27 protein-coding genes and 1 pseudogene are annotated in these 23,618 nt (G+C 57.7%); 16 read left to right on the top strand and 12 right to left on the bottom strand.

Annotation, left to right across the window (positions count from 1 at the left end):
* Positions 1-298 precede the first annotated feature (298 nt).
* The 4 genes from AC1DV9_RS24070 (at position 299) to AC1DV9_RS24055 (ending at position 3,679) form a co-directional block, all read left to right on the top strand.
* The gene (locus AC1DV9_RS24070) at positions 299-475 is read left to right on the top strand and encodes a DUF4167 domain-containing protein (protein WP_112386791.1); all 177 of its coding nucleotides are present in this window, start codon (positions 299-301) and stop codon (positions 473-475) included.
* A complete protein-coding gene (locus AC1DV9_RS24065) occupies positions 472-1,518 on the top strand; it encodes a fatty acid desaturase (protein ID WP_477950303.1) in 1,047 nt (348 codons plus the stop codon). The genes AC1DV9_RS24070 and AC1DV9_RS24065 overlap by 4 nt, the downstream gene beginning before the upstream one ends.
* Positions 1,519-1,615: 97 nt before the next feature.
* The gene (locus AC1DV9_RS24060) at positions 1,616-2,716 is read left to right on the top strand and encodes an extracellular catalytic domain type 1 short-chain-length polyhydroxyalkanoate depolymerase (RefSeq protein WP_310300589.1); all 1,101 of its coding nucleotides are present in this window, start codon (positions 1,616-1,618) and stop codon (positions 2,714-2,716) included.
* An 87-nt stretch (positions 2,717-2,803) separates the two neighbouring features.
* Positions 2,804-3,679, top strand: coding sequence for a transglutaminase family protein (locus tag AC1DV9_RS24055; RefSeq protein WP_477950302.1), 876 nt, complete (start codon positions 2,804-2,806; stop codon positions 3,677-3,679).
* A gap of 426 nt (positions 3,680-4,105) precedes the next feature.
* Here the strand turns inward: AC1DV9_RS24055 and AC1DV9_RS24050 are convergent, their stop codons facing one another.
* From AC1DV9_RS24050 to AC1DV9_RS24035, 4 genes and pseudogenes are all read right to left on the bottom strand, one after another.
* Entirely contained in the window at positions 4,106-4,381 is a 276-nt protein-coding gene (locus AC1DV9_RS24050; protein WP_112386787.1) for a hypothetical protein, read from the bottom strand.
* 81 nt (positions 4,382-4,462) lie between these two features.
* Positions 4,463-4,819, bottom strand: coding sequence for a DUF6481 family protein (locus AC1DV9_RS24045; protein ID WP_477950301.1), 357 nt, complete (start codon positions 4,817-4,819; stop codon positions 4,463-4,465).
* Between the two features lie 31 nt (positions 4,820-4,850).
* A pseudogene (locus tag AC1DV9_RS24040) lies at positions 4,851-5,076 on the bottom strand (hypothetical protein).
* Positions 5,077-5,206: 130 nt separating this feature from the next.
* Complete coding sequence (locus AC1DV9_RS24035; RefSeq protein WP_037135461.1) at positions 5,207-5,416, bottom strand: cold-shock protein; 210 nt, start codon at positions 5,414-5,416, stop codon at positions 5,207-5,209.
* A 464-nt stretch (positions 5,417-5,880) separates the two neighbouring features.
* Here AC1DV9_RS24035 and AC1DV9_RS24030 point away from each other — a divergent pair, with 464 nt between their 5' ends.
* From AC1DV9_RS24030 to AC1DV9_RS24015, 4 genes are all read left to right on the top strand, one after another.
* On the top strand, positions 5,881-6,057 hold the full coding sequence (locus tag AC1DV9_RS24030) for a hypothetical protein (RefSeq protein ID WP_162698873.1): 177 nt from the start codon (positions 5,881-5,883) through the stop codon (positions 6,055-6,057).
* 264 nt (positions 6,058-6,321) lie between these two features.
* On the top strand, positions 6,322-6,564 hold the full coding sequence (locus tag AC1DV9_RS24025; protein WP_477950300.1) for a DUF6894 family protein: 243 nt from the start codon (positions 6,322-6,324) through the stop codon (positions 6,562-6,564).
* A 521-nt stretch (positions 6,565-7,085) separates the two neighbouring features.
* Complete coding sequence (locus AC1DV9_RS24020; protein WP_477950299.1) at positions 7,086-7,250, top strand: hypothetical protein; 165 nt, start codon at positions 7,086-7,088, stop codon at positions 7,248-7,250.
* A gap of 48 nt (positions 7,251-7,298) precedes the next feature.
* Complete coding sequence (locus AC1DV9_RS24015) at positions 7,299-7,769, top strand: pyridoxamine 5'-phosphate oxidase family protein (RefSeq protein ID WP_477950298.1); 471 nt, start codon at positions 7,299-7,301, stop codon at positions 7,767-7,769.
* Between the two features lie 689 nt (positions 7,770-8,458).
* On the opposite strand, the gene AC1DV9_RS24010 is transcribed toward AC1DV9_RS24015, so the two are convergent.
* The 4 genes from AC1DV9_RS24010 to AC1DV9_RS23995 all read right to left on the bottom strand — a co-directional run bounded on the left by AC1DV9_RS24010 (position 8,459) and on the right by AC1DV9_RS23995 (position 12,248).
* Entirely contained in the window at positions 8,459-8,875 is a 417-nt protein-coding gene (locus AC1DV9_RS24010; protein WP_477950297.1) for an organic hydroperoxide resistance protein, read from the bottom strand.
* A gap of 157 nt (positions 8,876-9,032) precedes the next feature.
* A complete protein-coding gene (locus AC1DV9_RS24005) occupies positions 9,033-10,358 on the bottom strand; it encodes an ATP-binding protein (RefSeq protein WP_477950296.1) in 1,326 nt (441 codons plus the stop codon).
* A complete protein-coding gene (locus AC1DV9_RS24000) occupies positions 10,355-11,095 on the bottom strand; it encodes a response regulator (protein WP_112515398.1) in 741 nt (246 codons plus the stop codon). Before AC1DV9_RS24000 ends, AC1DV9_RS24005 begins: the two co-directional genes overlap by 4 nt.
* A 118-nt stretch (positions 11,096-11,213) precedes the next feature.
* Positions 11,214-12,248 carry an alpha/beta fold hydrolase gene (locus AC1DV9_RS23995; RefSeq protein WP_477950295.1) on the bottom strand — a complete coding sequence of 345 codons (1,035 nt, stop codon included), beginning with the start codon at positions 12,246-12,248 and terminating at the stop codon, positions 11,214-11,216.
* A gap of 321 nt (positions 12,249-12,569) precedes the next feature.
* Between AC1DV9_RS23995 and AC1DV9_RS23990 the strand changes: the two genes are divergently transcribed.
* From AC1DV9_RS23990 to AC1DV9_RS23980, 3 genes are read left to right on the top strand one after another with little or no spacing between them, the layout of a single operon-like run.
* A complete protein-coding gene (locus AC1DV9_RS23990; protein ID WP_477950367.1) occupies positions 12,570-14,345 on the top strand; it encodes a cytochrome c biogenesis protein DipZ in 1,776 nt (591 codons plus the stop codon).
* Between the two features lie 36 nt (positions 14,346-14,381).
* Positions 14,382-15,143 (top strand): alpha/beta fold hydrolase, encoded by a 762-nt coding sequence (locus AC1DV9_RS23985; protein WP_477950294.1) that lies wholly within the window; start codon positions 14,382-14,384, stop codon positions 15,141-15,143.
* Positions 15,144-15,199: 56 nt separating this feature from the next.
* Positions 15,200-15,598, top strand: a complete 399-nt coding sequence (locus AC1DV9_RS23980) for a cupin domain-containing protein (protein WP_477950293.1) — start codon at positions 15,200-15,202, stop codon at positions 15,596-15,598.
* A gap of 323 nt (positions 15,599-15,921) precedes the next feature.
* Here the strand turns inward: AC1DV9_RS23980 and AC1DV9_RS23975 are convergent, their stop codons facing one another.
* Positions 15,922-16,695 carry an SDR family oxidoreductase gene (locus tag AC1DV9_RS23975; RefSeq protein WP_477950292.1) on the bottom strand — a complete coding sequence of 258 codons (774 nt, stop codon included), beginning with the start codon at positions 16,693-16,695 and terminating at the stop codon, positions 15,922-15,924.
* An 88-nt stretch (positions 16,696-16,783) separates the two neighbouring features.
* On the opposite strand from AC1DV9_RS23975, the gene AC1DV9_RS23970 reads away from it, so the two are divergent.
* From AC1DV9_RS23970 to AC1DV9_RS23955, 4 genes are all read left to right on the top strand, one after another.
* Complete coding sequence (locus AC1DV9_RS23970; protein WP_112386772.1) at positions 16,784-17,416, top strand: TetR/AcrR family transcriptional regulator; 633 nt, start codon at positions 16,784-16,786, stop codon at positions 17,414-17,416.
* Positions 17,413-17,937, top strand: a complete 525-nt coding sequence (locus AC1DV9_RS23965) for a 2'-5' RNA ligase family protein (RefSeq protein ID WP_477950291.1) — start codon at positions 17,413-17,415, stop codon at positions 17,935-17,937. Before AC1DV9_RS23970 ends, AC1DV9_RS23965 begins: the two co-directional genes overlap by 4 nt.
* 298 nt (positions 17,938-18,235) lie before the next feature.
* A complete protein-coding gene (locus AC1DV9_RS23960) occupies positions 18,236-19,024 on the top strand; it encodes an alpha/beta fold hydrolase (protein WP_477950290.1) in 789 nt (262 codons plus the stop codon).
* 8 nt (positions 19,025-19,032) lie between these two features.
* Positions 19,033-20,193: a PAS domain-containing sensor histidine kinase gene (locus AC1DV9_RS23955; RefSeq protein WP_477950289.1), complete on the top strand. Its 1,161-nt coding sequence runs from the start codon at positions 19,033-19,035 to the stop codon at positions 20,191-20,193.
* 66 nt (positions 20,194-20,259) lie between these two features.
* Here AC1DV9_RS23955 and AC1DV9_RS23950 read toward each other — a convergent pair whose 3' ends face one another.
* Complete coding sequence (locus tag AC1DV9_RS23950; RefSeq protein ID WP_112515389.1) at positions 20,260-20,763, bottom strand: YciE/YciF ferroxidase family protein; 504 nt, start codon at positions 20,761-20,763, stop codon at positions 20,260-20,262.
* 1,389 nt (positions 20,764-22,152) lie between these two features.
* On the opposite strand from AC1DV9_RS23950, the gene AC1DV9_RS23945 reads away from it, so the two are divergent.
* The gene (locus AC1DV9_RS23945) at positions 22,153-22,401 is read left to right on the top strand and encodes a DUF6894 family protein (protein ID WP_310300624.1); all 249 of its coding nucleotides are present in this window, start codon (positions 22,153-22,155) and stop codon (positions 22,399-22,401) included.
* A gap of 411 nt (positions 22,402-22,812) precedes the next feature.
* On the opposite strand, the gene AC1DV9_RS23940 is transcribed toward AC1DV9_RS23945, so the two are convergent.
* Together AC1DV9_RS23940 and AC1DV9_RS23935 are read right to left on the bottom strand one after the other, a co-directional pair.
* A complete protein-coding gene (locus tag AC1DV9_RS23940) occupies positions 22,813-23,010 on the bottom strand; it encodes a DUF2934 domain-containing protein (RefSeq protein WP_112390616.1) in 198 nt (65 codons plus the stop codon).
* 85 nt (positions 23,011-23,095) lie between these two features.
* Positions 23,096-23,614 (bottom strand): hypothetical protein, encoded by a 519-nt coding sequence (locus tag AC1DV9_RS23935; RefSeq protein WP_112390617.1) that lies wholly within the window; start codon positions 23,612-23,614, stop codon positions 23,096-23,098.
* Positions 23,615-23,618: the final 4 nt, after the last annotated feature.

The following is a 23,618-nucleotide window of genomic DNA, read 5'->3' as shown; positions in this document are numbered from 1 at the left end:
AGTTAGGCCTTGTGTCTCGATCTGTTTAGTCGAGCCGCCTCACGAAACTTGAAGCGTGCCGCGCGCGGTTAGACACCTAGACAACATCAAACGGCCGCATTAACGCGATACATGGTGAGCGAACTGCGATGCCGCGCCGAGGCGGCGATGCCGATGACAAAGTAGCCCGCACTTAGCGGTCGAAGTTTCCCGAAATCATTACGTTTATGGAGCAAGCCTTGTAACGACTTGAATTATTTTTTTGAAATCACCAAGCCGAAATTCCCCTTCGTCGGCCAGCCGACCGGCACGCGCCAGCATGGATGCCACCGCAACAACCAATTCGCAGAGCCTGATGAGGCGATACGAGCAGTATATGCTTCTGGCGCGAGAGGCCGCCCAGACCGGTGACCGGATCGAGGCCGAGAACCTCTCTCAGCACGCGGAACACTTTTATCGCACGGCCGCCCTGCAGAGAGCTGGCCAGCCACAATGAACACGAAGCCAATGTACACCGCTCCTAAGAGCAGGGATGAAAAGGCCTGGCTTAAAATCCTTGCAAAATATCGCACGCCGCATGCGGGCCGGAGCGTATTTGAGCTGGCGGTCACAGCCATCCCGTTCGCCGCCTTCTGGACGCTGACCTGGTTGGCGGTCCATTACGGCTTCTGGTGGGGTTTGGTCCTGATCATGCCTGCAGCGGGATTTCTGCTACGGCTATTCATGATCCAGCACGATTGCGGCCACGGCTCCTTTTTCGCCCGGCGGCACTTCGATGACTGGACAGGCCGTGTTTTAGGCGTCCTTACCCTGACCCCGTATGATTACTGGCGCAGGGCGCACGCTGCGCATCACGCGTCAGCCGGCAATCTCGATGAGCGGGGCGTCGGAGACATCACCACTCTTACTGTGACGGAATATTATGAACGGTCTCGGTGGGGACGGGTCGGCTATCGCCTCTACCGGCATCCACTGGTGATGTTTGGCATAGGCCCGGCTTGGCTCTTCCTGTTTCAGCAGCGCCTGCCGATGGGCATGATGCGCAATGGCATGCTGCCATGGGTGTCGACGATGGCCACCAATATCGCAGTTGTCGCGATTGCCGCGCTCCTGATCTGGGTGATCGGCCCTGTCTCCTTTCTAATCGTCCACCTACCGATTGTCCTTTTTGCCGGTTCGATTGGCGTCTGGCTATTCTACGTGCAGCATCAATTCGAGGAGACACACTGGTCGAAAGAGCCGGAATGGCAGTTTCCAAAAGCCGCCCTGCACGGTGCTTCGTATGATCTGCCGCAACCTCTGCGCTGGCTGACTGGCAACATCGGCATCCACCACGTGCACCATCTCTCAAGCAAGGTCCCCTACTATCGCCTGCCGGAGGTCGTACAAAACCACCCGGAACTCGGCGAAATCGGCAGGATCACGCTTGGGCAAAGCCTCAGATGCGTGAAGCTAGTCCTGTGGGACGAAAGTAGTCGGCGGTTGATCTCCTTTCGTGAGGCAGCCGGTATCGCACGGGTCGCCGAGGAAACTCATTGAGATCTGCCCACAGAATACCTTTGCAGAAAAAATTGTGCGGCGCAGCATTCGCGCCCATATACGAACGAGTGTCCTATGATGGACAGAGGAGACGGACGTGATCCAGCAAAAGAATTCTCGCCAGCTGACCGAGCTGAAGAACTTCGGTTCGAACCCCGGCTTGCTCAAATGCTGGCTTTATCTGCCGACCATCCTTGCTCCCAAAACGCCGCTCGTTGTCGTCCTGCACGGATGCACGCAGAATGCGGCGACCTATGACCACGGTTCCGGCTGGTCAAAGCTGGCGGAAGAAAAAGGGTTTGCGGTCCTGTTTCCCGAGCAGCAGCGGGCGAACAACGCCAACCTGTGTTTCAACTGGTTTGAGCCGGGCGATATTCGGCGCGATGCGGGCGAGGCTCTGTCAATCCGTGAGATGATCGGCCACGTCGTTGTGTCGCACGGAATGGATCCTGACAAGGTCTCCATCACCGGACTGTCGGCCGGAGGCGCAATGGCGAACGTCATGCTGGCAGCCTATCCCGAATTGTTTGCGGCCGGCGCGATCATCGGCGGGCTCCCTTATGGGATCGCTTCAGGTGTGGGGCAGGCATTCGAGCGGATGCGAGGCCATAAAGCCCCGAGCGTCAGCCAGTTGCAATTGGCCTTGACGACCGCGGCAATCAAGCTGGGGGACTACCCACGTATCTCTGTGTGGCACGGAACACATGACCAGACGGTGAAGCCCGTCAACGCAGAGCAGATCGTCCAACAGTGGGCCGGCGTGCACCACGTCTCCGGCACACCTGATGTGATCGAAACGATCAATGGCCATAGTCGTAAGGTCTGGCTCGATGAACGCGGCAGGCAGGTCATCGAGGTCAATCTCATCACGGGCATGGCCCATGGTGTTCCTTTGTCATTTGCGGCTGAAGCTCCACTGGGAAATTCCGGGCCGTTTATGCTGGAGGCAGGTGTTTCGTCGACCGCACGTATTGCCAGGTCTTGGGGTCTTGCCGATGATGCTGATGTCGCCATCGCCGAAGGCGCATATCAGCGTGGCCCGGAGTTCACAGCCGCGCCCTCAGGCATTGAAGCTGTGATCGCCAAGGCAATGGCGTATGCAAAACCCGGCCCGGCTCGCGATGCCGCAGGTCGCGACGAACAAGGTGTTGGCAAGGTGATCAACGACGCGCTTCGTGCAGCCGGGCTGATGCGTTAATTGAACTGGCGCGGCGTGCAGAAGACAAGCTGTTGCCCCAGGTCAAGGGCGGGGGTTTTGCCGTCAACTTTCAGGGGTTCGCTCTTCATGCCGATGCTTGGTATTCGTCACCGTACTACCTACAATTTTCGACAGACCGTATCGTTGTCGACGCACCGCCTTATGCTCAGGCCGCGCGAGGGCCGCGAGCTCAGGCTGCTGAGCCATGAAATTTCCACTTCCCCCGAGGCTGAGCTAAGCTGGTCGCAAGACGTATTCGGCAATATAATCGCTTTAGCGACATTTCAGACGCCCAGCGACAGCCTTGTTGTGAACAGCTCGGCGACCGTGGATTTGAAGGCACCGGCGTGGCCCGTGTTCGACATCGCGGCTTCGGCGATCAACTATCCCTTCCTCTACCCAGAGAGCGATTGGACAGACCTTGGAGCGCTAACCGTTCAGCGCTATGACGATGCCGAGCACCGCCTCGCGACATGGGCGCGCGGCTTCGTCGCCGGCAGGCCTACGGATACATTGTCGCTCCTCAAGGATATCAGTCTGGGTATCGCATCGGCCATTGCCTACCAGAGCCGGGAAGAGGAAGGCACGCAAGCGCCGCTGATCACCCTTGATCGGCGTTGGGGCTCCTGCAGGGACCTTGCCGTGTTATTCGTGGAAACTGTCCGCAGCCTGGGCTTTGGCGCCCGGATCGTCTCAGGCTATCTGTTCGATCCGGACAGCTCCCTCACCGGTTCCACGGACTGTGGATCGACGCACGCCTGGGCAGAGGTCTTCCTTCCAGGCGCTGGCTGGATCACATTCGATCCGACGAACCGCAGTATGGGCAGCGCCAACCTGATCCCGGTCGCCGTGAGCCGCGACATCGCCCAGGCCGTTCCGGTTTCAGGGAGCTTCGCGGGCGCGGCGGACGCGTTTCGGTCGATGGACGTGACCATAGAAGTAAAAGCAATCGTCTCGGCATAGGCCAGGCGGCACGAGAACGATCGTATTGGCTTGGCTGATTTCGAGCCTCGCCCACCCTTCGCTCATGATGGAGACCGAAACCCTGGCCCATCTATTTGCTGACTGTCATGAACTGAGAGGCGGGGGATCGGTGCCTTCGTTTAGAGAAAGCAGCTCCTTTCGCGGCAGCAGCATTGCGATACCATCCAAGCGATCTAACGCGCGCCCTTCAAGCTCAGACGCTCCAATAGTGAAAGCACAATCACCGGCTCGGACGGCAATGGCGCGAAAGCCCGTACTTTATTTAGGCAAGGCGCATTTCATTTATTTAAGCTGACGAACTTAAGTATGCGCGTTTAATCACCGTGGGGACATTGAAAGGTGACCAGCTGCTGGCGGCGTGAAGCATTCGGCCCACACGCGTCCTCCATCGGCAGATAGGCTTTCTCAGGCGCGATCATAGGTGAACGACGTCAGCAGGGTCGTGACGAAGTTACTTGCCCGTTCCTTGACCAAGACTTCCGTCCATTCATCAGTGCCGCGCAGCCTGAGGTCAGAGTGGATGCTATCCACCGCTGCCTCCTCGATCCGTTTGATATGTGTCTTGAACGCTGCCTCGCCGCCAGAGTGATACATGTCACGGATGACCATCCGCAAAATTTCCTGGATCGCGATCTGCCAGGACGTGTTGATCGCCTGGAGCTCATTTTTATCCGGTACCATGGATGCTCCTATGGTGGTAGTGGTCTCACCTCGCCATCGAGATGAGCAAGGCGAAGGGCCAATCGATCGATGGCGGCGAAATTACGCTCGTCTTGCCTTCCGATTGGCGTAGCGCCGATCGCGTTCGGCCTTTCGCTCCGCTTCGTCATTGACGACCTTCGCTATGCGGTCGGCATCAGCAAGTGCAGCCGCATCCGCCGCAGTCTGCCGGTCTACTGCCTCGGTTGCGAGCCGGTGACGTTCTTCCACCATCAAGCGCTCACGTTGGAGACGGCGCATTTCCCGGGCAGAGGCAATCCCTGCCCGTTCTTCCCGTTTGGCGACCCTGGCGGGCATATCTGCGACCTGTGCGGCACGGTAGGCGTTAAGAAGGGCTTTTCTAGCATCCGCTGCTGCGTTGCGCCGGTCAACAAGGTCAGTGGTTTTAAGCTTCTTCAAATTTCATCCTCATAAGGTTGTTGCCCGTTGATCATTTAGATCTGGCGCGCTTCGCTAGAACACCGGAGGTCGCGCGCGGCGCGATCGTCCATTTCCCTCGCCAAGCGCGCTTCGCGAAGCCTCAATGTCTTCGCATCACGGGCCTTATCAGTGGACTGAACTTCTTCCACGGCCTTGTGCTTCGCAAGAAATTGCGTCTGGACGTTGCCAAAGGCGATTTCCGCCTGCTGGCGGGATCTGCTAAATCTCTCTGTCACATGGTTCCGATCACGTGCCCGATGGACGGGCGAAAAAGAAAAAGGCCAGGCAGAACGCCTGGCCTTGAATTGATAACGTGCCTCCGGCAATGCCAGTACATCCGTGGTCAAAGGGACAGCAGCTACCGAATTATGCGTTCTGCAGATTGCAGGCCGACATTTTGCCGGACTTGTTGTCACGCTCGAGCTCGAAGCCGATTTTCTGGCCTTCGACGAGTTCGCGCATTCCGGCGCGTTCGACGGCAGAGATGTGGACAAAAGCATCAGCGCCGCCGTTGTCAGGCTGAATGAAGCCGAAGCCCTTGGTGGAATTGAACCATTTTACTGTGCCTGTGGTCATGATGAACCCTTTCAAAGCATAGAGTAGGGACCGCGAAAGCAACGCTTCGCGGACGGTGATAACGACTATTTTTGAGAGGAAGTTCGCTTAGAACGCGGTGCCAATCGCGCAGTAGACAAAGTTCGGCAAGCAAAAGATCGATGAACACATCAATAGATTATTTTCCTACATGGGTCAACTAATCTTTTTCCGCTTAAAAATTATTTGCGTCCATACCAATCAAAAGAAAATGATTTTCTTGGAATTCTGCGCTTGATTGATCTGCATGATCTTTCCGAGCTGGCCTGATGGTTTCGATCATAGTGTCGAAGAGGAGGAGTTGCGCCGGGAATTAGCAGGGAGTTGGTCTCGCGAAATTCCGACGATGGGATCGTGTCCCAAGGAGTGGTGTAGCTGGATTTCATAGCCATCGGTGATTTCCGGTAGGGTCGGGTTGCTTATGACCACCCTTAGGGACACCATCGATGACCGACGACATGATGAACCTGCGCTCACTCGTTGAGAAGAGCGCTGATGCCGATTTGCTGCGCGAGATGATCGGCTTTGCTGCTTTCGATGGCGCGTTCGGACGTAGCCAAACATGGTGCGTCCTTTCACGTTGGGTCGGAAGCGGGGTCACTTCCAGTCGGAGCCTCCCGTGAAAGGTTGATCTCGATGGGGTGTTATGCGCCGGTTAAAGCACAAGCGCAACGTTCCATTCGTGATCACTTAAGTCTAGCTAATAGTGATCTTTGCTATGTCTGCAAATGTCCGATATCGGACATCTATTTTGCTGGAGCGGGAACATCGTCTCGCGCAGACAGTTCTTACCCCGACTGGCCCTCTATGCCTGTATCGCGGGGTCTTTCACTAGGGGCCTGCCTGAACCCTGAGCAGGCCCCTCTTTATCTCAGCGAGGTTGGCCTGTGCGCTACCATTTCCACATCCTGCATCTTGACCAAACAATTCAAGACGAAGACGGCAGAGATTTCACTGCATTTCTCGAAGCGCGCAATGCCGCCGAGAATAGTATCCATGGGCTCTTGGTCGATGCGCTGAGCACAGCGCGTCGCTGGACGATCAGCGGTATCCAGATATGCGCGGACCGCAGCGAGGTGGGCGTTGTACGGGTCGATGCTGTGATTGCAAAACTGTTTCGCGATAGATGATCAAGCACAACGGCCAAGTGGATCTCGCCTTGATCGCCGATTCAAATGAGTTGTTGCGTTCGCAGTGCACAAGCCTAGGGTAGTTCGGTCGGCAGCCACGTAATCGGGCACTGCCGCTTGAGAGCGCAGTGCTCCCGCCCCAACTTGGGGAGAAGGACAATGCTCCTTACTGATCGGCTAGATCACAACGGCAGATTTTCCTCCTATGATCTCGATCGCTTGAAACTCGAGTTCGAAAATTGGGAGATCCGGGCCTCTGAGTCAGCTCGGCAACAGCTAAGCGCAGACGGCTGGATGTTGATGTTTTGCGCGCTTGACACGTTTTCTCACCTCGACACCGGCACCTCGCCGGCACACACATTCATGCAGACTTCAGCTAAGCGGGGTACCGGCGGTGTCTCTTTGTTTGGTCGCGCGGGGCGGCAACGACGTTGCGAACGACCAAATTGGTTTGAATGAACATGAAGTGCGTTCGGTACAAACTAAGAAATCTGAGATTTGCGGAGGGCAAAGCCGCGAAAGTGGATGAGTGGCTAACCAAACAGGAAGTGATTGTTGCCAAGTCGCGCGGCAACGGCAAACCCGTTGACCTGGATAAAGAGTTGCTGCTGCGGCTCTACGACCTCAAGCGCCGCACCATCGATCGCTTGAAGCGAATCGAAGCGGCGCTAGACGCCAAGTCATAACGCCAGGGCAACACTGAGGCGCAACCTAACCAAGAGCGGGAGGTTATTATGGAACTGCGACGAATGACCGAAGAGGCGTGTATATCATTTCTCGAAAGGCACACCTTTGGACATCTCGGATGTCTGGGGGAAGACTACCCATATGTGATCCCCGTTCACTACGCATATGATGCCAACAAGGTTTTTATGTTCTCGATGGCGGGGAGGAAAATCGATTACCTGCGGCGCAGACCGCTTGCGAGCCTGCAAGTTGATGAATTGGCGAATGACAGAAATTGGACAAGCGTACTTGTTCAAGGCCACTTCGATGAACTGCCGGACACGCCCGAGCGGCACAATGAACGTATTCATGCGTGGGCCTTATTGCAGAAACGCCCATTCTGGTGGGAGCCCGGGACCTTCGAACTAAGCGCGGGAAAAGAAACGGCTAGCGGCGGTCCGATCTTCTTTAGCTTGTCGCTCGACGTGGTGTCCGGACGCCAGTCGAACGCGGCACCTGGGAGTGGGCACGTTGGATAGCAGCGTTTTCAAACCTGCGTAAGCCGCGCGAAGCCTCCATTAATTTGAAGGCTGGACAGAGTAGTCCTTCAAACATGGCCGCGGTTGGAAACGTGCCATCGGAAGTCTGGCTTCGATGGCGTGTCTTGTGCTGGTTCAATCTCGGGCGTTTATTCCCGGAACTTTAGGCCAGTGCGCGCAACCGTACCGACGCCGATGAAAATTCCCCGCCTTGATCTTGAGCCTGTCGATATGACCGTTGGAAGGAACATATCGCGTGGAGCGAAAACCGGCTTCATAGTATCTTGCGGATCCGGACCGTCACCATGGACGAACTGGTCACCGCGGCCGGCCGGCAATCTGAACGCCTCATCGCGATCCGCCAGGACGACCAGATCATTCTTTGAAAGGCGTACAGAAGCAGGAAACGTAAGTTCAAACCGAAAAGCCGCCGTGTCAAACGGCGGCTCTCTTTCGACGACGGATTCGCATCTGCAGTCCTTTCGTTCAAGTTCCGATGGACGCTTGTCCGCGCCGCGACCGGGCGCCGGTTACCAGTGGGATTGACCAGCAACCGCTACGACAGCAACAAGACCAGCCAACGGCGAGGGTTCTTGCGAGAGGACGTCATAAGCGCAGGGTGCAGCAAAGATGATAGCCGCCAATGTGCCCAACAGGATATGTTTCATCAAGATCTCCTGGGTGTCGGCTCAAACGACTGTCAGAGCAACGTTGATGTTGCCGCGTGTTGCCTTGGAATAGGGGCAGGTCTGATGAGCTTCGTCGACGATCAACCGAGCGAGCCCCGGCTCCAGACCTGGCAGGCTGATATTGAGGCGGGCCTGCAGAAAATAAGCATCGCCCGTCATGCCGAGATCGACTTCCGCATCAACGGCGGTATCGGTGGGAAGCCGGAGCTTGCGCTTGCCGGCGGCAAGGCCCATCGCGCCGATGAAGCAGGCCGACCATCCGGCTGCGAAGAGCTGTTCGGGATTGGTGCCCGCATGGATGCTGCCCGGAGGAGACAGCTTCACGACGAGCTGCTCATCGCTGCTGCGGGCTGAGCCATCGCGGCCGCCGGTGGTGCGGGTCTTGCCGGTATAGAGAACATTTTCAATCGTGATCATGGGAGCACTCCTTGGCTTGATGCCGCGATCTGCGACATCTGGTGACGGAGTGGTTTTGACCCTTTGATGTATCCCCTATATTTCTAAGATCGGCCGGACTGTATCAAAGCGTACTGTCGGCGGATCTCGACATTTTCGCATACAAAACAGAAAAAAATCAGTTGGCCCGAATGTTGACTTCGGCTGCCAAGCCTCCGCCGTCACGATTGTATATCCGGACGGAACCGCCGATTGCAGCCGCCAGCTGCTGGGCGATGGCCAAGCCGAGCCCTGTGCCGCCAGTCTCGCGATTGCGGGACTGCTCCAGCCGGAAAAACGGCTGCATGGCGGCTTCCAGCATGGCCTCCGGGATACCGGGACCACGATCCATCACCGTGATGGCAATCTCACCCTCGTTCTTCCGCTCGACGCTGATTTCGGCGCTACCTGCAAATTTCAACGCATTGTCGATAAAGTTCGTGAGAATGCGGCGAAGGGCATGCGGTTTGGTCGATGCAATGCCCTGCACGAGACCGGCAACGCTAACGGCCTTGTCCATGTCCTGATAATCGTAGGCGATGCTGTCGATAAAGGACGAGAGATCGATGCGCGAAAATTTCTCGCCATTGCCATGCGCACTGCGGGCGTAGGCGATCCCATCCTGCACGAGCCGCTCGATTTCACCCAGATCACGGACCAGTTTGTCCCTCTCGGGGGAATCCTCGGCCATGTCGGCGCGCAGTCGCATACGCGTGATCGGCGTCTGCAGGTCGTGCGATATCGCCGCAAGGATCTGCACCCGCTCTTCGAGGTAGTGGGAAATCCTTTCACGCATGGCGTTGAACGCGCGTGCCGCATGCGCCACTTCGCTCGGCCCCCGCTCGCTGAGCGGTGGTCCCTTCTTGTTGGGATCAAGCGCGTCGGCGGCGGCCGCGAGCGCAGCCAGCGGGCGGATCGCCTGACGCACGGCGACCCACGTGCAAAGCACCAGGAGCATCATCTGAATGGCAAAGACATAGGGCAGCCATGCCGCGAGCGGCATCGGAGGCCGCGGCGTAACATCGATCGTCAAAGGACTTCCGTCGCTCAGTGTCAGATGCGCCTGCAGACGGCTGATATCGCCGGGGATCGATTCCATGCGGATCGGATAGGTGCCGCCGATCGCCTCCTGGATTCGACCGCCGATTTCCTTACCCTTGCTAGAATTGTCCGGCACGCCCTGTAGTCCCGGCCCAAGCTCAAAACGATAGTTGCCGCGGCTTAGTCGGTCGAGCAGGTCGGCGCGCTGATCCGCCGGCAAGCGGTCGAGAACAGCAATTGAGGTTGCGACGTCGCTTTCCAGTGTGCCAAGCATGACGGCCTTGGCCGACATGGAACGCTCGACGAACAGGACCGTGAACGACAGGCCATAGGCAACAGCCAGGCCCAGCAACAAAATAACGAAAAGCCGAGCCCGCAGGGTGCTCGGCCAAAATCCGGAGCGAATAGCAACAGCTGCGCTCATGATCTGGCCTCTTCTATCGCCACCGGAACAGCAAAGACATAACCTTCGCTGCGCACCGTCTTGATATAGGTCGGCTCACGCGCATCATCCCCCAGCCGCTGGCGAACGCGGCTGACAAGCAGATCGATCGAGCGGTCGAAGAGTTCGGCGTCGCGGCCTTGGGTCAGGTTTAACAGCTGATCGCGGTTAAGCACCCGTTGCGGATGATCGATGAAGACGCGCAGTAGCCGGTATTCGGCGCCGCTCAACGCAATCTCCGTCCCGTCCTTGTCGAGAAGGTGCCTTCCGACCGTGTCGAGGCGCCAGTCGCCGAAACGGAGCCACTGTCCGGCCTCCGAAATCTGCAGGTTCGGCGGCAGCGCACGGGTGCGGCGCAGCACAGCTTTAATGCGCGCCAGAAGTTCGCGCGCCGCAAACGGTTTCGGCAAATAGTCGTCGGCGCCCATTTCGAGACCGATGATCCTGTCCATTTCGTCGCTACGAGCCGTCAGCATCAAGATCGGCGTCGCCTTGTGCTTGCCGGCGCGCAACTCGCGGCAAAGCACGAGCCCGTCATCGCCTGGCATCATGACATCGAGCACTATCAGATCGACCGTGTTGCCTTCCAGAAAACTGCGCATCTGGCGTCCATCGGCCGCGACGGACGTACGAAGTCCGCTCTTCGTCAGATAGCTCGAAACCAACTCGCGGATTTCACGATCGTCATCAACGATCAGGATGTGGTCGATATGCTCCATGTTCGAACTTCCGGGTCCTTCTATCGGTCAGGCGAATGGCAGACTCGCCGCTTTCTCTTTTGACTCTGAATCGGCAGCCGCGAAACAGACAATTCTGTTCCGGCTGTCAGGACAGGTTTTAGAAACGATCGACGTCCAGAATGGCCTGGGCAAAGGCCTGTGGTGCTTCTTGCGGCAGATTGTGGCCGATGCCGCCCGATATGGTGCGATGCTCGTATCTACCGGTGAACTTTTTGGCGTATGCCGCAGGGTCCGGATGCGGCGCGCCGTTGGCGTCGCCCTCCATGGTGATCGTCGGTACGGTGATGACCGGGAAAGCAGCAAGCCTCTTTTCGAGTTCATCATACTTCCGCTCGCCATCGACGAGGCCAAGCCGCCAGCGGTAATTGTGGATGGTGATGGCAACATGGTCGTGGTTTTCGAAGGCCTTGGCCGAGCGATCGAAGGTCGCGTCGTCAAAATCCCACTGCGGCGAGGCGAGCTTCCAGATCAGCTTGGCAAAATCGTGCGTATTCGCGGCATAACCTTCGCGGCCACGCTCGGTGGCGAAATAGAACTGATACCACCACGACAGTTCGGCCCGCGGCGACAACGGCTTCTTGTTGGCCTCCTGGCTACCGATCAGATAGCCGCTGACGGAAACCAGCGCCTTGCAGCGTTCCGGCCAGATCGCAGCCAGGATATCGGCGGTGCGGCCGCCCCAATCGTAACCGCCGATGACGGCGCGCTCGACCTTCAGCGCATCCATAAAGGCAATGATATCGGTGGCTATTGCGGCCTGCTGGCCGTTGCGCGGTGTATCGGCAGAGATGAATTCGGTTGTGCCATAACCACGCAAATAGGGGATCAGCACGCGGTAGCCGGCATCGGCAAGGATGGGCGCTACATCACCGAAGCTGTAGATATCATAGGGCCAGCCATGCAGCAGCAGCACGACCGCGCCATTGGCGGGACCGACCTCGGCGTAGCCGACATTGAGCTCGCCGGCCTTGATCTGCTTCAACGCCGCGAAAGATGCATGCGAACCGGCCTTGACGGCCGGTGCGGCTGCCTGGGCGGCAGCAGCGCTGCTAAGGCCGAATTCGACCGCTGCCATTGTCATTGCGGCAAGACCAAAGAAGTGACGGCGCTGAAGATTGATTTCGCTGGACATTGTCTCTCTCCGTTTCGAGTTAGTGACATGGAGAAAACAACCGGCATGTATCCCGAGTGTTTCGGATATCCGCTATTATTGCGTATGGATGTAGCCTCCGGCCTGCGAGATACATTCTGATACAGTTGGCTGCCCCCTCAAACGGAATCTGCTCCATCTGCTTCAGCAGGGCTGCAGACAGGCGCTCTTCCTACACTTCGGTACATATTGCCTCCGAACCGGACACATCCGAGATACATCGCCTCGATCAGATTGGCGTAGTTGCTGGTCGGGCCACATCGCCGTCCAGAGCCCGATCACCCGGTTTCAAAGGAAACGATGATGACACTTCTTATCATTGCCTATCTCGGAGGGGTTCTGACCATATTCAGTCCCTGTATCCTCCCCATCCTGCCTTTCGTCTTCGCCCGCGCCGGGCAGCCTTTCGTGCGCAGTACGCTGCCGATGCTCATCGGTATGGCCACCACCTTTGCGTTTGTGGCGACCCTTGCAGCCGTCGGCGGAAGCTGGGCAATCAATGCCAATGAATATGGTCGCCTCGCCGCGCTCATCCTGCTTGCGATCTTAGGCTTAAGCCTGATTTCGCCGCGTATCGCCAGCTTGATGACCCAACCGGTCGTCGGTTTTGGCAACCGCCTGCTAAATGCTTCCGGCAAGCCCGGTGCTGCGCCGACCACCGCAAGCGCGCTGATCCTCGGCGTCGCGACCGGACTTCTCTGGGCGCCCTGCGCTGGCCCGATTCTCGGTCTCGTGCTGACTGGTGCTGCCCTCCAGGGCGCCAATCTGCAGACAAGCCTCCTGCTGCTCGCCTACGCAACCGGCGCCGCCACTTCGCTGGCAATCGCGCTTTCCGTCGGTGGAAAAATCTTTGCCGGATTGAAGAAATCGCTCGTCGTCAGCGAACGTATTCGCCAGGGCCTGGGCGCCGCCGTCATCGCCGGTGTCGCCGTCATCGCACTTGGCCTCGACACGGGGCTGCTTTCGCGGCTCTCCTATGCCAGCAACGCGTCTTTTGAACAAGCGGTCCTGGACAGGCTGAATGTTGAGCCAACCGATGGCATTCCGCCGGAGGTTGCGAGCAACGACAAGTCGATCGGTCTTGCCGATGCGACCAAACCGTTCCGCAGTGATTTGCCTGTTGAAGGCCCCGCACCCTCGCTGGACGACGCCGTCGAATGGCTGAACTCGCCGCCGCTAACGACGGAGCAGCTTCGCGGTAAGGTCGTGCTCGTCGATTTCTGGACCTATTCCTGCATCAACTGCATCCGTACCACGCCGTACGTTCGGGCCTGGGCCAACAAGTACAAGGACCAGGGTCTGGTTGTCATCGGCGTACATGCCCCGGAATTCGCCTTCGAGAAGAAAATCGACAATGTCAAAAGGGCCGTCGGCGATTTCCAGATCAACTATCCGGTCGCAATCGACAACGACTACAGAATCTGGCGCGCATTCGCCAACAGCTATTGGCCGGCTCACTACCTGATCGATGCCAAGGGCCAGATCCGGTACCATCACTTCGGCGAAGGCAATTACGGCCAGACCGAACAGGCAATCCAGGGACTGCTGCACGAGGCTGGCAGTGAAATGGCCGAAAGCGCGCCGGTTGCACCTGACGCAAAAGGTGTGGAGGCCAGTGCGGACCTGAAACATGTCCGCTCGGGTGAAACCTACATCGGCTATCAACAGGCCACCAGCTTTGCCTCGAACGAGAGAATGCGTGCGGATGCCAGCAGGGACTATTCGGTCACCGAACCGGGTCTTAACCAGTGGGGTCTTTCCGGTAAATGGACCGTCGGCGCCGAAAAGGCGACCCTCGATCGGGCGGGCGGCAGTATCACCTATCATTTCAGCGCCCGCGACCTGCACCTCGTGCTCGGCCCAGGGGCAGATGGAAAGCCGGTCCGATTTCGAGTGACGGTTGACGGCAAGGCGCCCGAAGCCAACCGCGGCAGCGATATCGATGCGGATGGAAATGGCACGGTAACCACGACGAAGCTCTACCAACTGGTGCGCCAGACCGGCGAAGTGGACGCGCGCACCTTCGAGATCCGCTTCCTCGACCCCGGCGTCCAAGCCTACGCCTTTACCTTCGGTTGAATCCCTCACCTAACCTAAAAAGACAGGAGCACCACCATGAAACGCAACTATCTCTCCACCCTCGCCCTTGCTTTCGTCACCAGCGCCATTGCCTTCGTGGCCCAAGCGGCCGAAGTGAAGAACATCGTCATCGTCCACGGCGCTCTCGCCGATGGTTCTGGCTGGCGCCAAGCAACCGAAATCCTCGAAAGGCGCGGCTTCAATGTCACGATCGTGCAGGAGCCGATCACTTCGCTCGCCGACGATGTCGCCGCAACCAACCGGGTCCTCGACCTCCAAGACGGCCCGACACTGCTCGTCGGCCACAGCTATGGCGGTATGGTCATCACCGAAGCCGGCAACAGCCCTCATGTCGCGGGTCTCGTCTATATCGCGGCCTTCCAGCCGGACAGGGGCGAAAGCCTTATCAGTCTCGCGAGCTCCAAGCCGGCCGGCGGTATGAATATCCGCGAGACGAAGGACGGCAAATATCTCTTTCTCGATCCAGCCGCCTTCGCCAACGACTTCGCTGCCGACCTGCCGAAGGACGAGGCCGCCTTCCTGGCAAAATCACAGGTCTTCGCATCCAAGGACGCCTTCTCCGCAAAGGTCGGCGATCCCGCATGGAAGACCAAGAAAAGCTGGACGGTTGTCGCCACCCAAGACCGCTCGATCAATCCTGATCTCGAACGGGACATGGCAAAGCGCGCCGGAAGCCATGTGACGGAGATCCAGGCAAGCCATGCCGTGTTCGCATCGCAGCCTGAAAAGGTTGCCGAGGTTATCGAAGCCGCGGCGCGGCAGATTGGCGGCCAATGAACAACAGCACTCGCGACATCCCTCAACCTTCAACATAATTAAAAAAGGAGATAGCCATGAAAAAATCAACTGCAACGGTCGCCGTCCTATTGTTCGCAAGCATTGGAGCGGCATCATCGCCTGCGTTCGCCGTAGAGCCCTTGCGACGCACCGATCTTATTAAAAACGACATCGATGTGCCTGGCCACGAGGTCGTGCAGGTTCGTGTCGATTTCTCGCCCGGGGTGTTGGCCGCCAGGCATTCCCATCCCGGTGAAGAAATTGCTTTTGTGATCGAAGGAACTCTCGAATACACATTAGACGGGCGCGCGCCGGTCATCCTCTCTGCCGGTCAGTCGCTGTTCATCCCGAGCGGCGTTGTACATTCAGCTCGAAACGTCGGCACCGGCAAAGCATCAGAGCTCGCAACCTATATTGTGGAAGACGGAAAGACCCTTGTGGTTCAGTCAAGGTGAGAAGCTGCGCCGAATGCGCGGGAGCTTTGGCTTCCCGCGCATTCGACGAGATGCGTTGGCTATATCCGGCAGTTTCAGGAAGCGAACAGTCGTTCACCCACTTGCAGTACCTGTTTCTGCGACAAAAGCGAATATCGGGTATGCCGACATTCACTCGTACGCGTAATCGCACCAATCTTCACGACTTGCTGAAGGTCACTTGTCGCTAAGCGCGGCCTGGTCTAACGGGCAGACGGGGCGCGGGCTTTTCGGCATTTCGTTGGGAATACGCCCCATGGCGACTCCTCTGATGGCCTGAAGAGATCGCGAAGTCTTTGGATCAATTAGATCCGGGCGCCACCCGTGGCATCAATGATCTGCCCGGTCGTCCACCGGGCATCGTTCGATGCGAGGAAAGCGATCACATCTGCAATGTCGTCAGGACGGCCGACACGCGAGAAGACCGACAGTGCCTCGGCGCCGGCGCGGGCATCCGGCGACGCCAGCCATTCGGCATTCATGTCCGTTTCGGTAACCCCTGGCATGACCGCATTGACGGTGATCCCGCGGACCGCGAAGTCGGGCGCCAGTGCGAGCGTCAGGGTCTCCAGCGCGCCTTTGGAAGCAGCATAGGCCGGGTGGGTGGGTGCTGCGATCCGGGTGAACCCTGTGGAGACGTTGATGATGCGGCCATTGTTGCGAATATGATCGGCTACCGCCTGGATCAGGAAGAATGGCGCCTTGTAGTTGATAGTCATCACCTCGTCGAAGACAACCTCGCTAGTCTGTTTCAACGGGACCGCAGGCGCAATGCCCGCATTGTTGACTAGAATATCGAGCCCGACCGATCCCGTTTGCGCACGCGCCGCGTCGCTGAACTGTGTCCAGAGGCTGTCGGCCGCCTCCTTGCCCTGGCGCAGATCAGCCTTTACCGCGACGGCCTTGACGCCCAGTTCCTCGATTTCCCGCACGGTGGCTTTGGCCGCATCCGGATTGGCGGTGTAGTGCACACCGATCAGCGCGGCACCTTCCTTTGCAAAAGCGAGCGCGACCGCTCGTCCGATCCCCCGTGAGCTTCCGGTGATAAGCGCAATCTTGTCTGCGAGTTTCCTAGACATGATCTACTCCGTTGCCAATTAAAATAGTGATCGCTATATTAAGGGTGGAAGCACATCTGTCAACAATTAAATAGGGACCACTATTTTAATGGAGCCGGTTCGTAAACGAGGAAGGCCCCGCGTGCTCGATCGCGACACCGGGCTCGACATCGCGGCACGCCTGTTCTGGGAACGAGGCTACGAAGGGACGTCGACCGCCGACCTGACCAAAGCAATGGGGATCAACCCGCCGACGCTCTATTCAACCTTCGGTTCGAAAGAGGAATTGTATCGACAGGCGCTGGATTTCAGCATCGCCCGCGAAAGCGGTTGCCGAGGGGAAATCCTGGCATCCGCCCTGCCCGCTTATGAGGCACTCGGTCGCTACCTTTACAATATTGCCGATGGCGACACCCAGCCGGACAAGCCCGCGGGCTGCATGGTCTCCACCGCAGTTCTGCAGCATGCGGAAGAAAATGCCTCGGTCGCTCGAATGACGGCAGCCCTTCGAGAGGCATCGATGCAGGTTCTAAAAGCCCGCTTCGATCGCGCCGTCAGCGAGGGCGAACTGCCAGCCGGGACTGATACCGACACGCTGGCACGCTTCTATGGAGCGATCATTCAGGGCATGTCGGCCCAAGCCTGCGATGGTGCTTGCAACGCGCTTCTGAAACGGCTGATCGACGTCGCCCTGACAGCCTGGCCCGGGAAACGCACGACCGTCACCGGAAGCTTGGATTGAAGACCCGTCAGCCACTTATTGTCACCGCGAGGATAGCCGAGAGGGATATCGAGCCGTTCGATCGCCTTCGGCAGAGGCATTTTCCCCCGGACCGCAATGTTGTCGGCGCGCATCTGACAGTGTTTCACAGGCTGCCAGGCGAGTATCGTGACAGGATCTGTAAAGCGCTTACTAACGTTGCGGCACAGGCGAGAGTAACGACAGCGACGGTCAGCAGCCTCCGACACCTCGGCGCAGGCGTCGCCTTCGTCGTCACATGCCCAGAGTTGGAGGACATCCGAGCAGGACTGAAGGCCGAGTTCGTCGCGTGGCTGGGCTCGCAGGACGTTCAGACCTGGCGGCCGCATATCACAATCCAGAACAAGGCGCCGAGAGCAACCGCCGACGCGCTCTATCGCGACCTGACCACGAGTTTAGAACCCCACACCATTGAAATCCTCGGCCTCGATCTGTGGAACTATCTTGGGGGGCCGTGGGAGCATTTGAAATTTTTGCCTTTCGACACGCGGCCTTTGGGATAAGGGCAAAACGGCATATTGCCAATCATGCCCGGAACCGGGCGAAAAACTCTTAAATGTCAGGTGGGCGAATGGCTCTCCGGCTTCAGTCAACGCGACCGGAATCACTGGTCCCTCGGGCGTGTGGGCATCACGGAAGCGATCGCGTCAACCGAGTGGCTCAAGTGTTCTAAGCTCCTCTTGAAGGGATGTGAACCTTCAACCCGTGCTTCCTTGACAAAACTTGGGTGGGGGTTAGGTTCGAAACGCTCGAAATCCCGAGTTATTTGAGACACGCTAGACAGGGTAACCAGAGGGAACCATGTCAGTCGTTGTCCGCAACAACGTACATATCCAAGGTAACGGCACGCGGACGATTGTCTTCGCCCACGGGTTCGGATGCGATCAAAACATGTGGAGGTTCGTTGCCCCCGCGTTCGAGTCTGGCTTCAAGACCCTACTTTTCGATCATGTCGGGGCGGGTCACTCAGATCTCTCCGCCTACGATCCGGCAAAGTATTCGAGTTTGTCCGGTTACGCTGATGACGTCGTCGAGATCGGCCGGGAGATAGGACTTTCCAACGCGGTATTCGTCGGCCATTCCGTGAGCGCGATGATCGGCGTGCTTGCATCGCTGAAAGCGCCTGACCTTTTCGAGAGCCTCATCCTTGTGGGCCTATCCCCGCGGTACATCGACGACGCCGAATACGTTGGTGGCTTTGGGCCTGCGGAGATCGAAGAGCTATTGGAATTCCTGGATGACAATCACATGGGATGGTCCGAGGCAATGGCGCCTGCGATCATGGGCAACCCAGACCGACCAGAGTTGGGCGAGGAACTGACGAACAGCTTCTGTCGAACCGATCCGGAGATCGCCAAGGCGTTTGCCCGCGTCACCTTCACTTCCGACAATCGCGCCGACCTTCCGAATGTAACGGCCCGGACAATCGTACTTCAAAGCCGCGATGACATCGTCGCTTCCGAAGGCGTCGGTCGTTATGTGCATGAACACGTACCGGGCAGCCAGATTGTTCTTTTGGACGCAACTGGACACTGCCCAAACCTGAGCGCGCCTCGCGAAGTGATCGCCGCGATCCGTGACTTCCTTTGAGAACCTTGATGGATTCTGACCGCGACACGCAGACGGAAGATCTGGAAGACCTCTACGAAAACGCGCCCTGCGGGTATCTCTCGCTCGGGCCGGATGGCCGTATCATCAAGTCCAACAAGACGTTATCGAGGTGGTTGGGTATTCCGGCGCAAGATCTCCTCGGAAAACGCATGCGCGACCTGCTGAACACAGCCGGCCGCATATTCTACGAAACCCACTTTGCGCCACTTCTTCGACTGCAGGGTCATTTCGACGAGGTCGCGCTCGATCTCAAACTGCAGGATGGGAGCAGGTTTCCCGTCATCGCAAACGCAACGGAAAAGCGCAACGCCGACAACGAGCTTCTCTTTACCCGTGTGATGCTCTTTCGGGCAACCGAGCGGAGGCGCTACGAACGCCAGCTCGTCGATGCCCGTGCGGCGGCCGATGCCGCGGGCGCAGAAATGCAGATAGAACTCGACATTGAGCACAGGAATGCCGAACTCAGAGAACAGTTTATTGCCGTTCTAGGCCACGACCTTCGAAATCCGCTCGCATCGATCAGCGCCGCAAGTCGCCTTCTTCGAAGGGAAACGGCGACGGCAAAGGCAACCACGCTACTCGACCTCATGCAGGGTAGCGTCCAGAGGATGTCCGATCTCATCGACAACGTGCTTGATTTCGCGCGGGGTCGCCTCGGAGGCGGAATAGGTCTGCAGATCAGGCCGGAAGAGCTTGCCCCGATCATTCTCCACGTTGTCGACGAACTCCGTTCCAGCGATCCTGATCGCATCATTGAGGCCGACATCAATCTCGATCAGCCTGTCGCTTGCGATGGAGGACGAATAGGCCAAATGGTATCCAACCTGGTCGGGAACTCAATCACCTATGGACAGGTTGACGCACCAATCAGGATATCCGCTGGCGTGAGCGGTGAGAACTTTCAGATCTGGGTAGCAAACCAGGGCACGCCGATTCCCAAGGACGTGCAGGCAAGCCTTTTTGAGCCATTCATCCGCGGGGAGGCTAGCGGCAATCGTCAGGGGCTGGGCCTCGGCCTTCATATCGCATCGGAAATCGCTCGCGCCCACGGTGGGAGGCTGGACGTTGCGTCTGATGCCATCGAGACCCGCTTCACCTTCACGATGCCGCTTGCGCAGATCGCCGACGACAATGTCGGCGTCCGATAGGAACTAAGACTGCTACCCGTCTGCACGGGGTTGTGGCTCGGCCGCCCGCAAACGGCCGAGTGTTGGTCAGGCTGCCTTTTCGGCGTTCTGGTTGACCACAGAGGTGGCGATCGATGTGAGCGCAAGGTCGGTGGCCTGTTCTTCGTCGAGCGTCGTCTGCAGCAGCTTGGCTGCGTCCTTCATCCCAAGCTCTAGCGCCCATGTGCGCAACGTGCCGTAGCGCGACATTTCGTAATGCTCGACTGCCTGTGCAGCGGCGAGAAGGCCGGCGTCAAGAGCTGGTGTGCCGGCATACTCCTCCATGACCTCAGAACCTTCCTTGACGATGCCCATCATGGCATCGCAGGTCTTCTGTTCCGGCTTCTTTCCGATGATCTTGAAGACCTCCTCGAGACGTTCGATATGAACCTTGGTCTCTCCCAGGTGCTTGACGAAGGCGCCCTTAAGCTGCTTGCTCTGGGCTGCCTCCTCCATCTTGGGAAGCGTGGCGACGATCTTGTGTTCGGCGAAATAGACGTCTTTCAGGGTGTCGTGAAAGAGGACGTCAAGCGTTTTGGATTCCTTGGCCATGATAGCTCCTTGGGGTTCTGTATCTCTATTGGGAATGCACCGCTTCGTCAGGGTGGCGGTCGATAAGGCTGTGATCGCGCATCGAAGGCGCCGAGCGAACATCATGCGATGGGTCGGAGAGACTTTTTTCGATCGCGACTATCACGACCGTGACGTATGAACCGACCCCGAGAGGTTAAGTTCCACGCATGACCGCACTTATCGACCTCACCCAGATTAGACTCCGTCCTTCCCGCGCCATCCAGGAGCACGCGCAGACCTTTGGCCTTCGTACATCGGAAGCCAGACGGATCCTTGCCTTTTGACATAGCCGGCCAGATTGAGGCGCCTGCAGGAGTTAGAGGCGTCAAGGCGATCACAATCGCGGATGGGATGGTGGAAAAGGTCCCATGGGCTGGCTCGCAATGCAGCAGCGCCGCCAAGGACAGGAGCGGCGCACGGCTCGACGCCGGGAAATCATATCCGTTGCTCGTCCCGGCGAATGCTCCAGTGAAAGATTTCGGGCCACCACGGTCGACAACGCGACAACTCGCTGCTTGAGCATACCCTGATTGGAGGGGATAGATTGATGAGCCTCAATCGATCCGGCGCGGTCGTCATTGACGAGCGGGCAAACAGGGCTCGCTTCCCTTCATGGAGGAATCGTCGCAACGTATGTCACCTATCGTGCGGACGTGAATGCGTGAACACTGTATAGAATTATACCGTGCCAATCAAAAAAGATCATTGGATTCTTTGACTTACCTAACGTAGGTTCCGTCCATATCCATGATACGTTCATGGTAATCCCTTAGATGCATTAGCAACTGCACACTTTGCAGTGCAGCTGCTCTCAACTTCTCGGAACTAGAGCTTTCCCTCCACCGTTTTGTCCGTTACCGTGCATATAGACCGATTGCGACATTTGTTTAGAGGTCATTGTGCGCTCTACAAAAGCCCGCTGATGACCTGAACTAAGTTGAAATACGATGAGTGTCACTGCCATCGTATGGGATCGTCCGCTGTTAGCCCTGAACCAACCGAGCCTGCGGCGGACGGTCCTTTAAAGAAGAGAGCCCCACGACTGTCGCCGCGACAGTTCTCTGATGGGGTCATCACAGGCGGCAGTGGCTTCCTTAATCACCCAATCGCCGTGCGAACTTAGGCCGCTTTGCGGCTCGCTCGTATCGCTGCATCAATTGCCATTTGGATCAGGTAGACGACAAACGGTTGGTTCGTTAACTGCGCGAGTTTCTTCGCTGCGTTCAAATGATCTACGAGGTGACTTGCTAACATCGACTCCTCCATGAGTAGGCATATTACTGTTTGCTCACGAACCTTAACGCGCAATTACGGATAGGGTTTCTGTCCTATAGCGTGCGAACCACTGAAAACGCGGAACTATTCTGTTTGGGTTTGCATTCCAACGCGATGAGGTATTATTTTGATATTCGGGAGGGTGATAACCTCGAAGAAGACGTTGAGGGCATAGACTTGCCTTCATCTGATGCCGCCCACAGTGAAGCGCTTGCTGCAGCTCGTGACATGGTGGCTGAGTACGTTCGCCATGCAGTGCCGATTGACGGCATGACATTTGTGATCCGCGACGAGCGCGGTGAGGTCGTCGGTGAAGTGCCATTAATGGCAGTGGTGAAATGACTACGGTTTACCGAAAAGGCGGCTTTTGTTTCGCGGCGCTAGGTAAGGCTTGCCACTCCCCTACCCTACGTCGCGAAACCTCCTGCTGCCTACCACTTCATCCGGAACAGTCGAAACATTGCACGGCACTACTGGTTCGCGGAAATTGAGGTTTACTCTCTCAGAGATGAAGAAGCCCATCTATGATCTTATGAGTCCGCCAGATCGGCGGCGCGTTCTCCGTGGCCGGCAGCAGAGCGATATGCGGCGAAGGCTTCGCGGCACTTCCCTTTCGTTACAGACATCACGATGGGGGTCAAGACGCGCGGTAGAAACCTCTACAAGTTTCTCCTTGCCGGCTGGAAAAAACAACACAGCGCTGACACGGCATGACGGACTAGCCTCTCACGCGTCGCTGGCCAGAAGAAAGTCTCAGGATTTCCCGTCTGCCTGGGGACCATCTTCCTGGGGAGTGCGCCAGGACCCTTGATCAAGAGATGGAGCAGCTTGGCCGGCCATCTCTTTTATCGCAAGAGCCCAGTGCTCCAGAGCTTTTCCGGTGGGGCACCCCTCGCGCTCCCATATGGCATAGGCGCGAGCTCGAAGCTGATCGTCATGGGACCGCTGCATGGCGTGTTCCTTATGTTGAACTTGATGAAGTCGTCTTGCGGCGTGCGGCGCGTTCGAGGGCTCATGACAAAAGCTTTCTCGAGCCTCAGTTTCGGCGAAGCTCAATTCGGCTGGTTATGACCGGCTTGCCTGTCTTCGAATCCGTATCAATGGTGGTAAGACGCATTCCGGATGAGCCGATTTTTTCGATAGTCATCTGCGCTTTCCTGTCGCCGTTAACCTCCTTCGCCCAGGTGATGCCGAGGTTGATGGTGTCGCCAGAACGTTGCCCACCGAGACCGGCCGTTCCCGTGCCCGCGCCGACATAAGAGCCGGAGTAACGGCCACCGTTCGCCTTGAGGTTTGCGGATATGACCCGCGAGAAGATGGCAAGGCTGGTGCACTTGCCACCGAGGGCTAATGAATTGGTGCTGGTGTCGGACCTGAAGCGGCAGGTGACATTTATGGTCGGGGCGTTGACACGCACCTTGACGGTTCCTTTGCCGCTCCAGTTTCCAGAAAGAGATTTCAAAAAGGGCGCCTCATCGGCATGGGCAACACTGCCTGACAAAAGGACGAGCAGTGTGATCGCAGTCGCTAAGGACTGGGTGAGGTGTCGATGCATGGAA

It is taken from the genome of Rhizobium sp. 01L410 (assembly GCF_056400165.1).
Note: the sequence above shows the minus strand (reverse complement) of the source record. Positions and strands in the feature narration are given on the sequence as shown.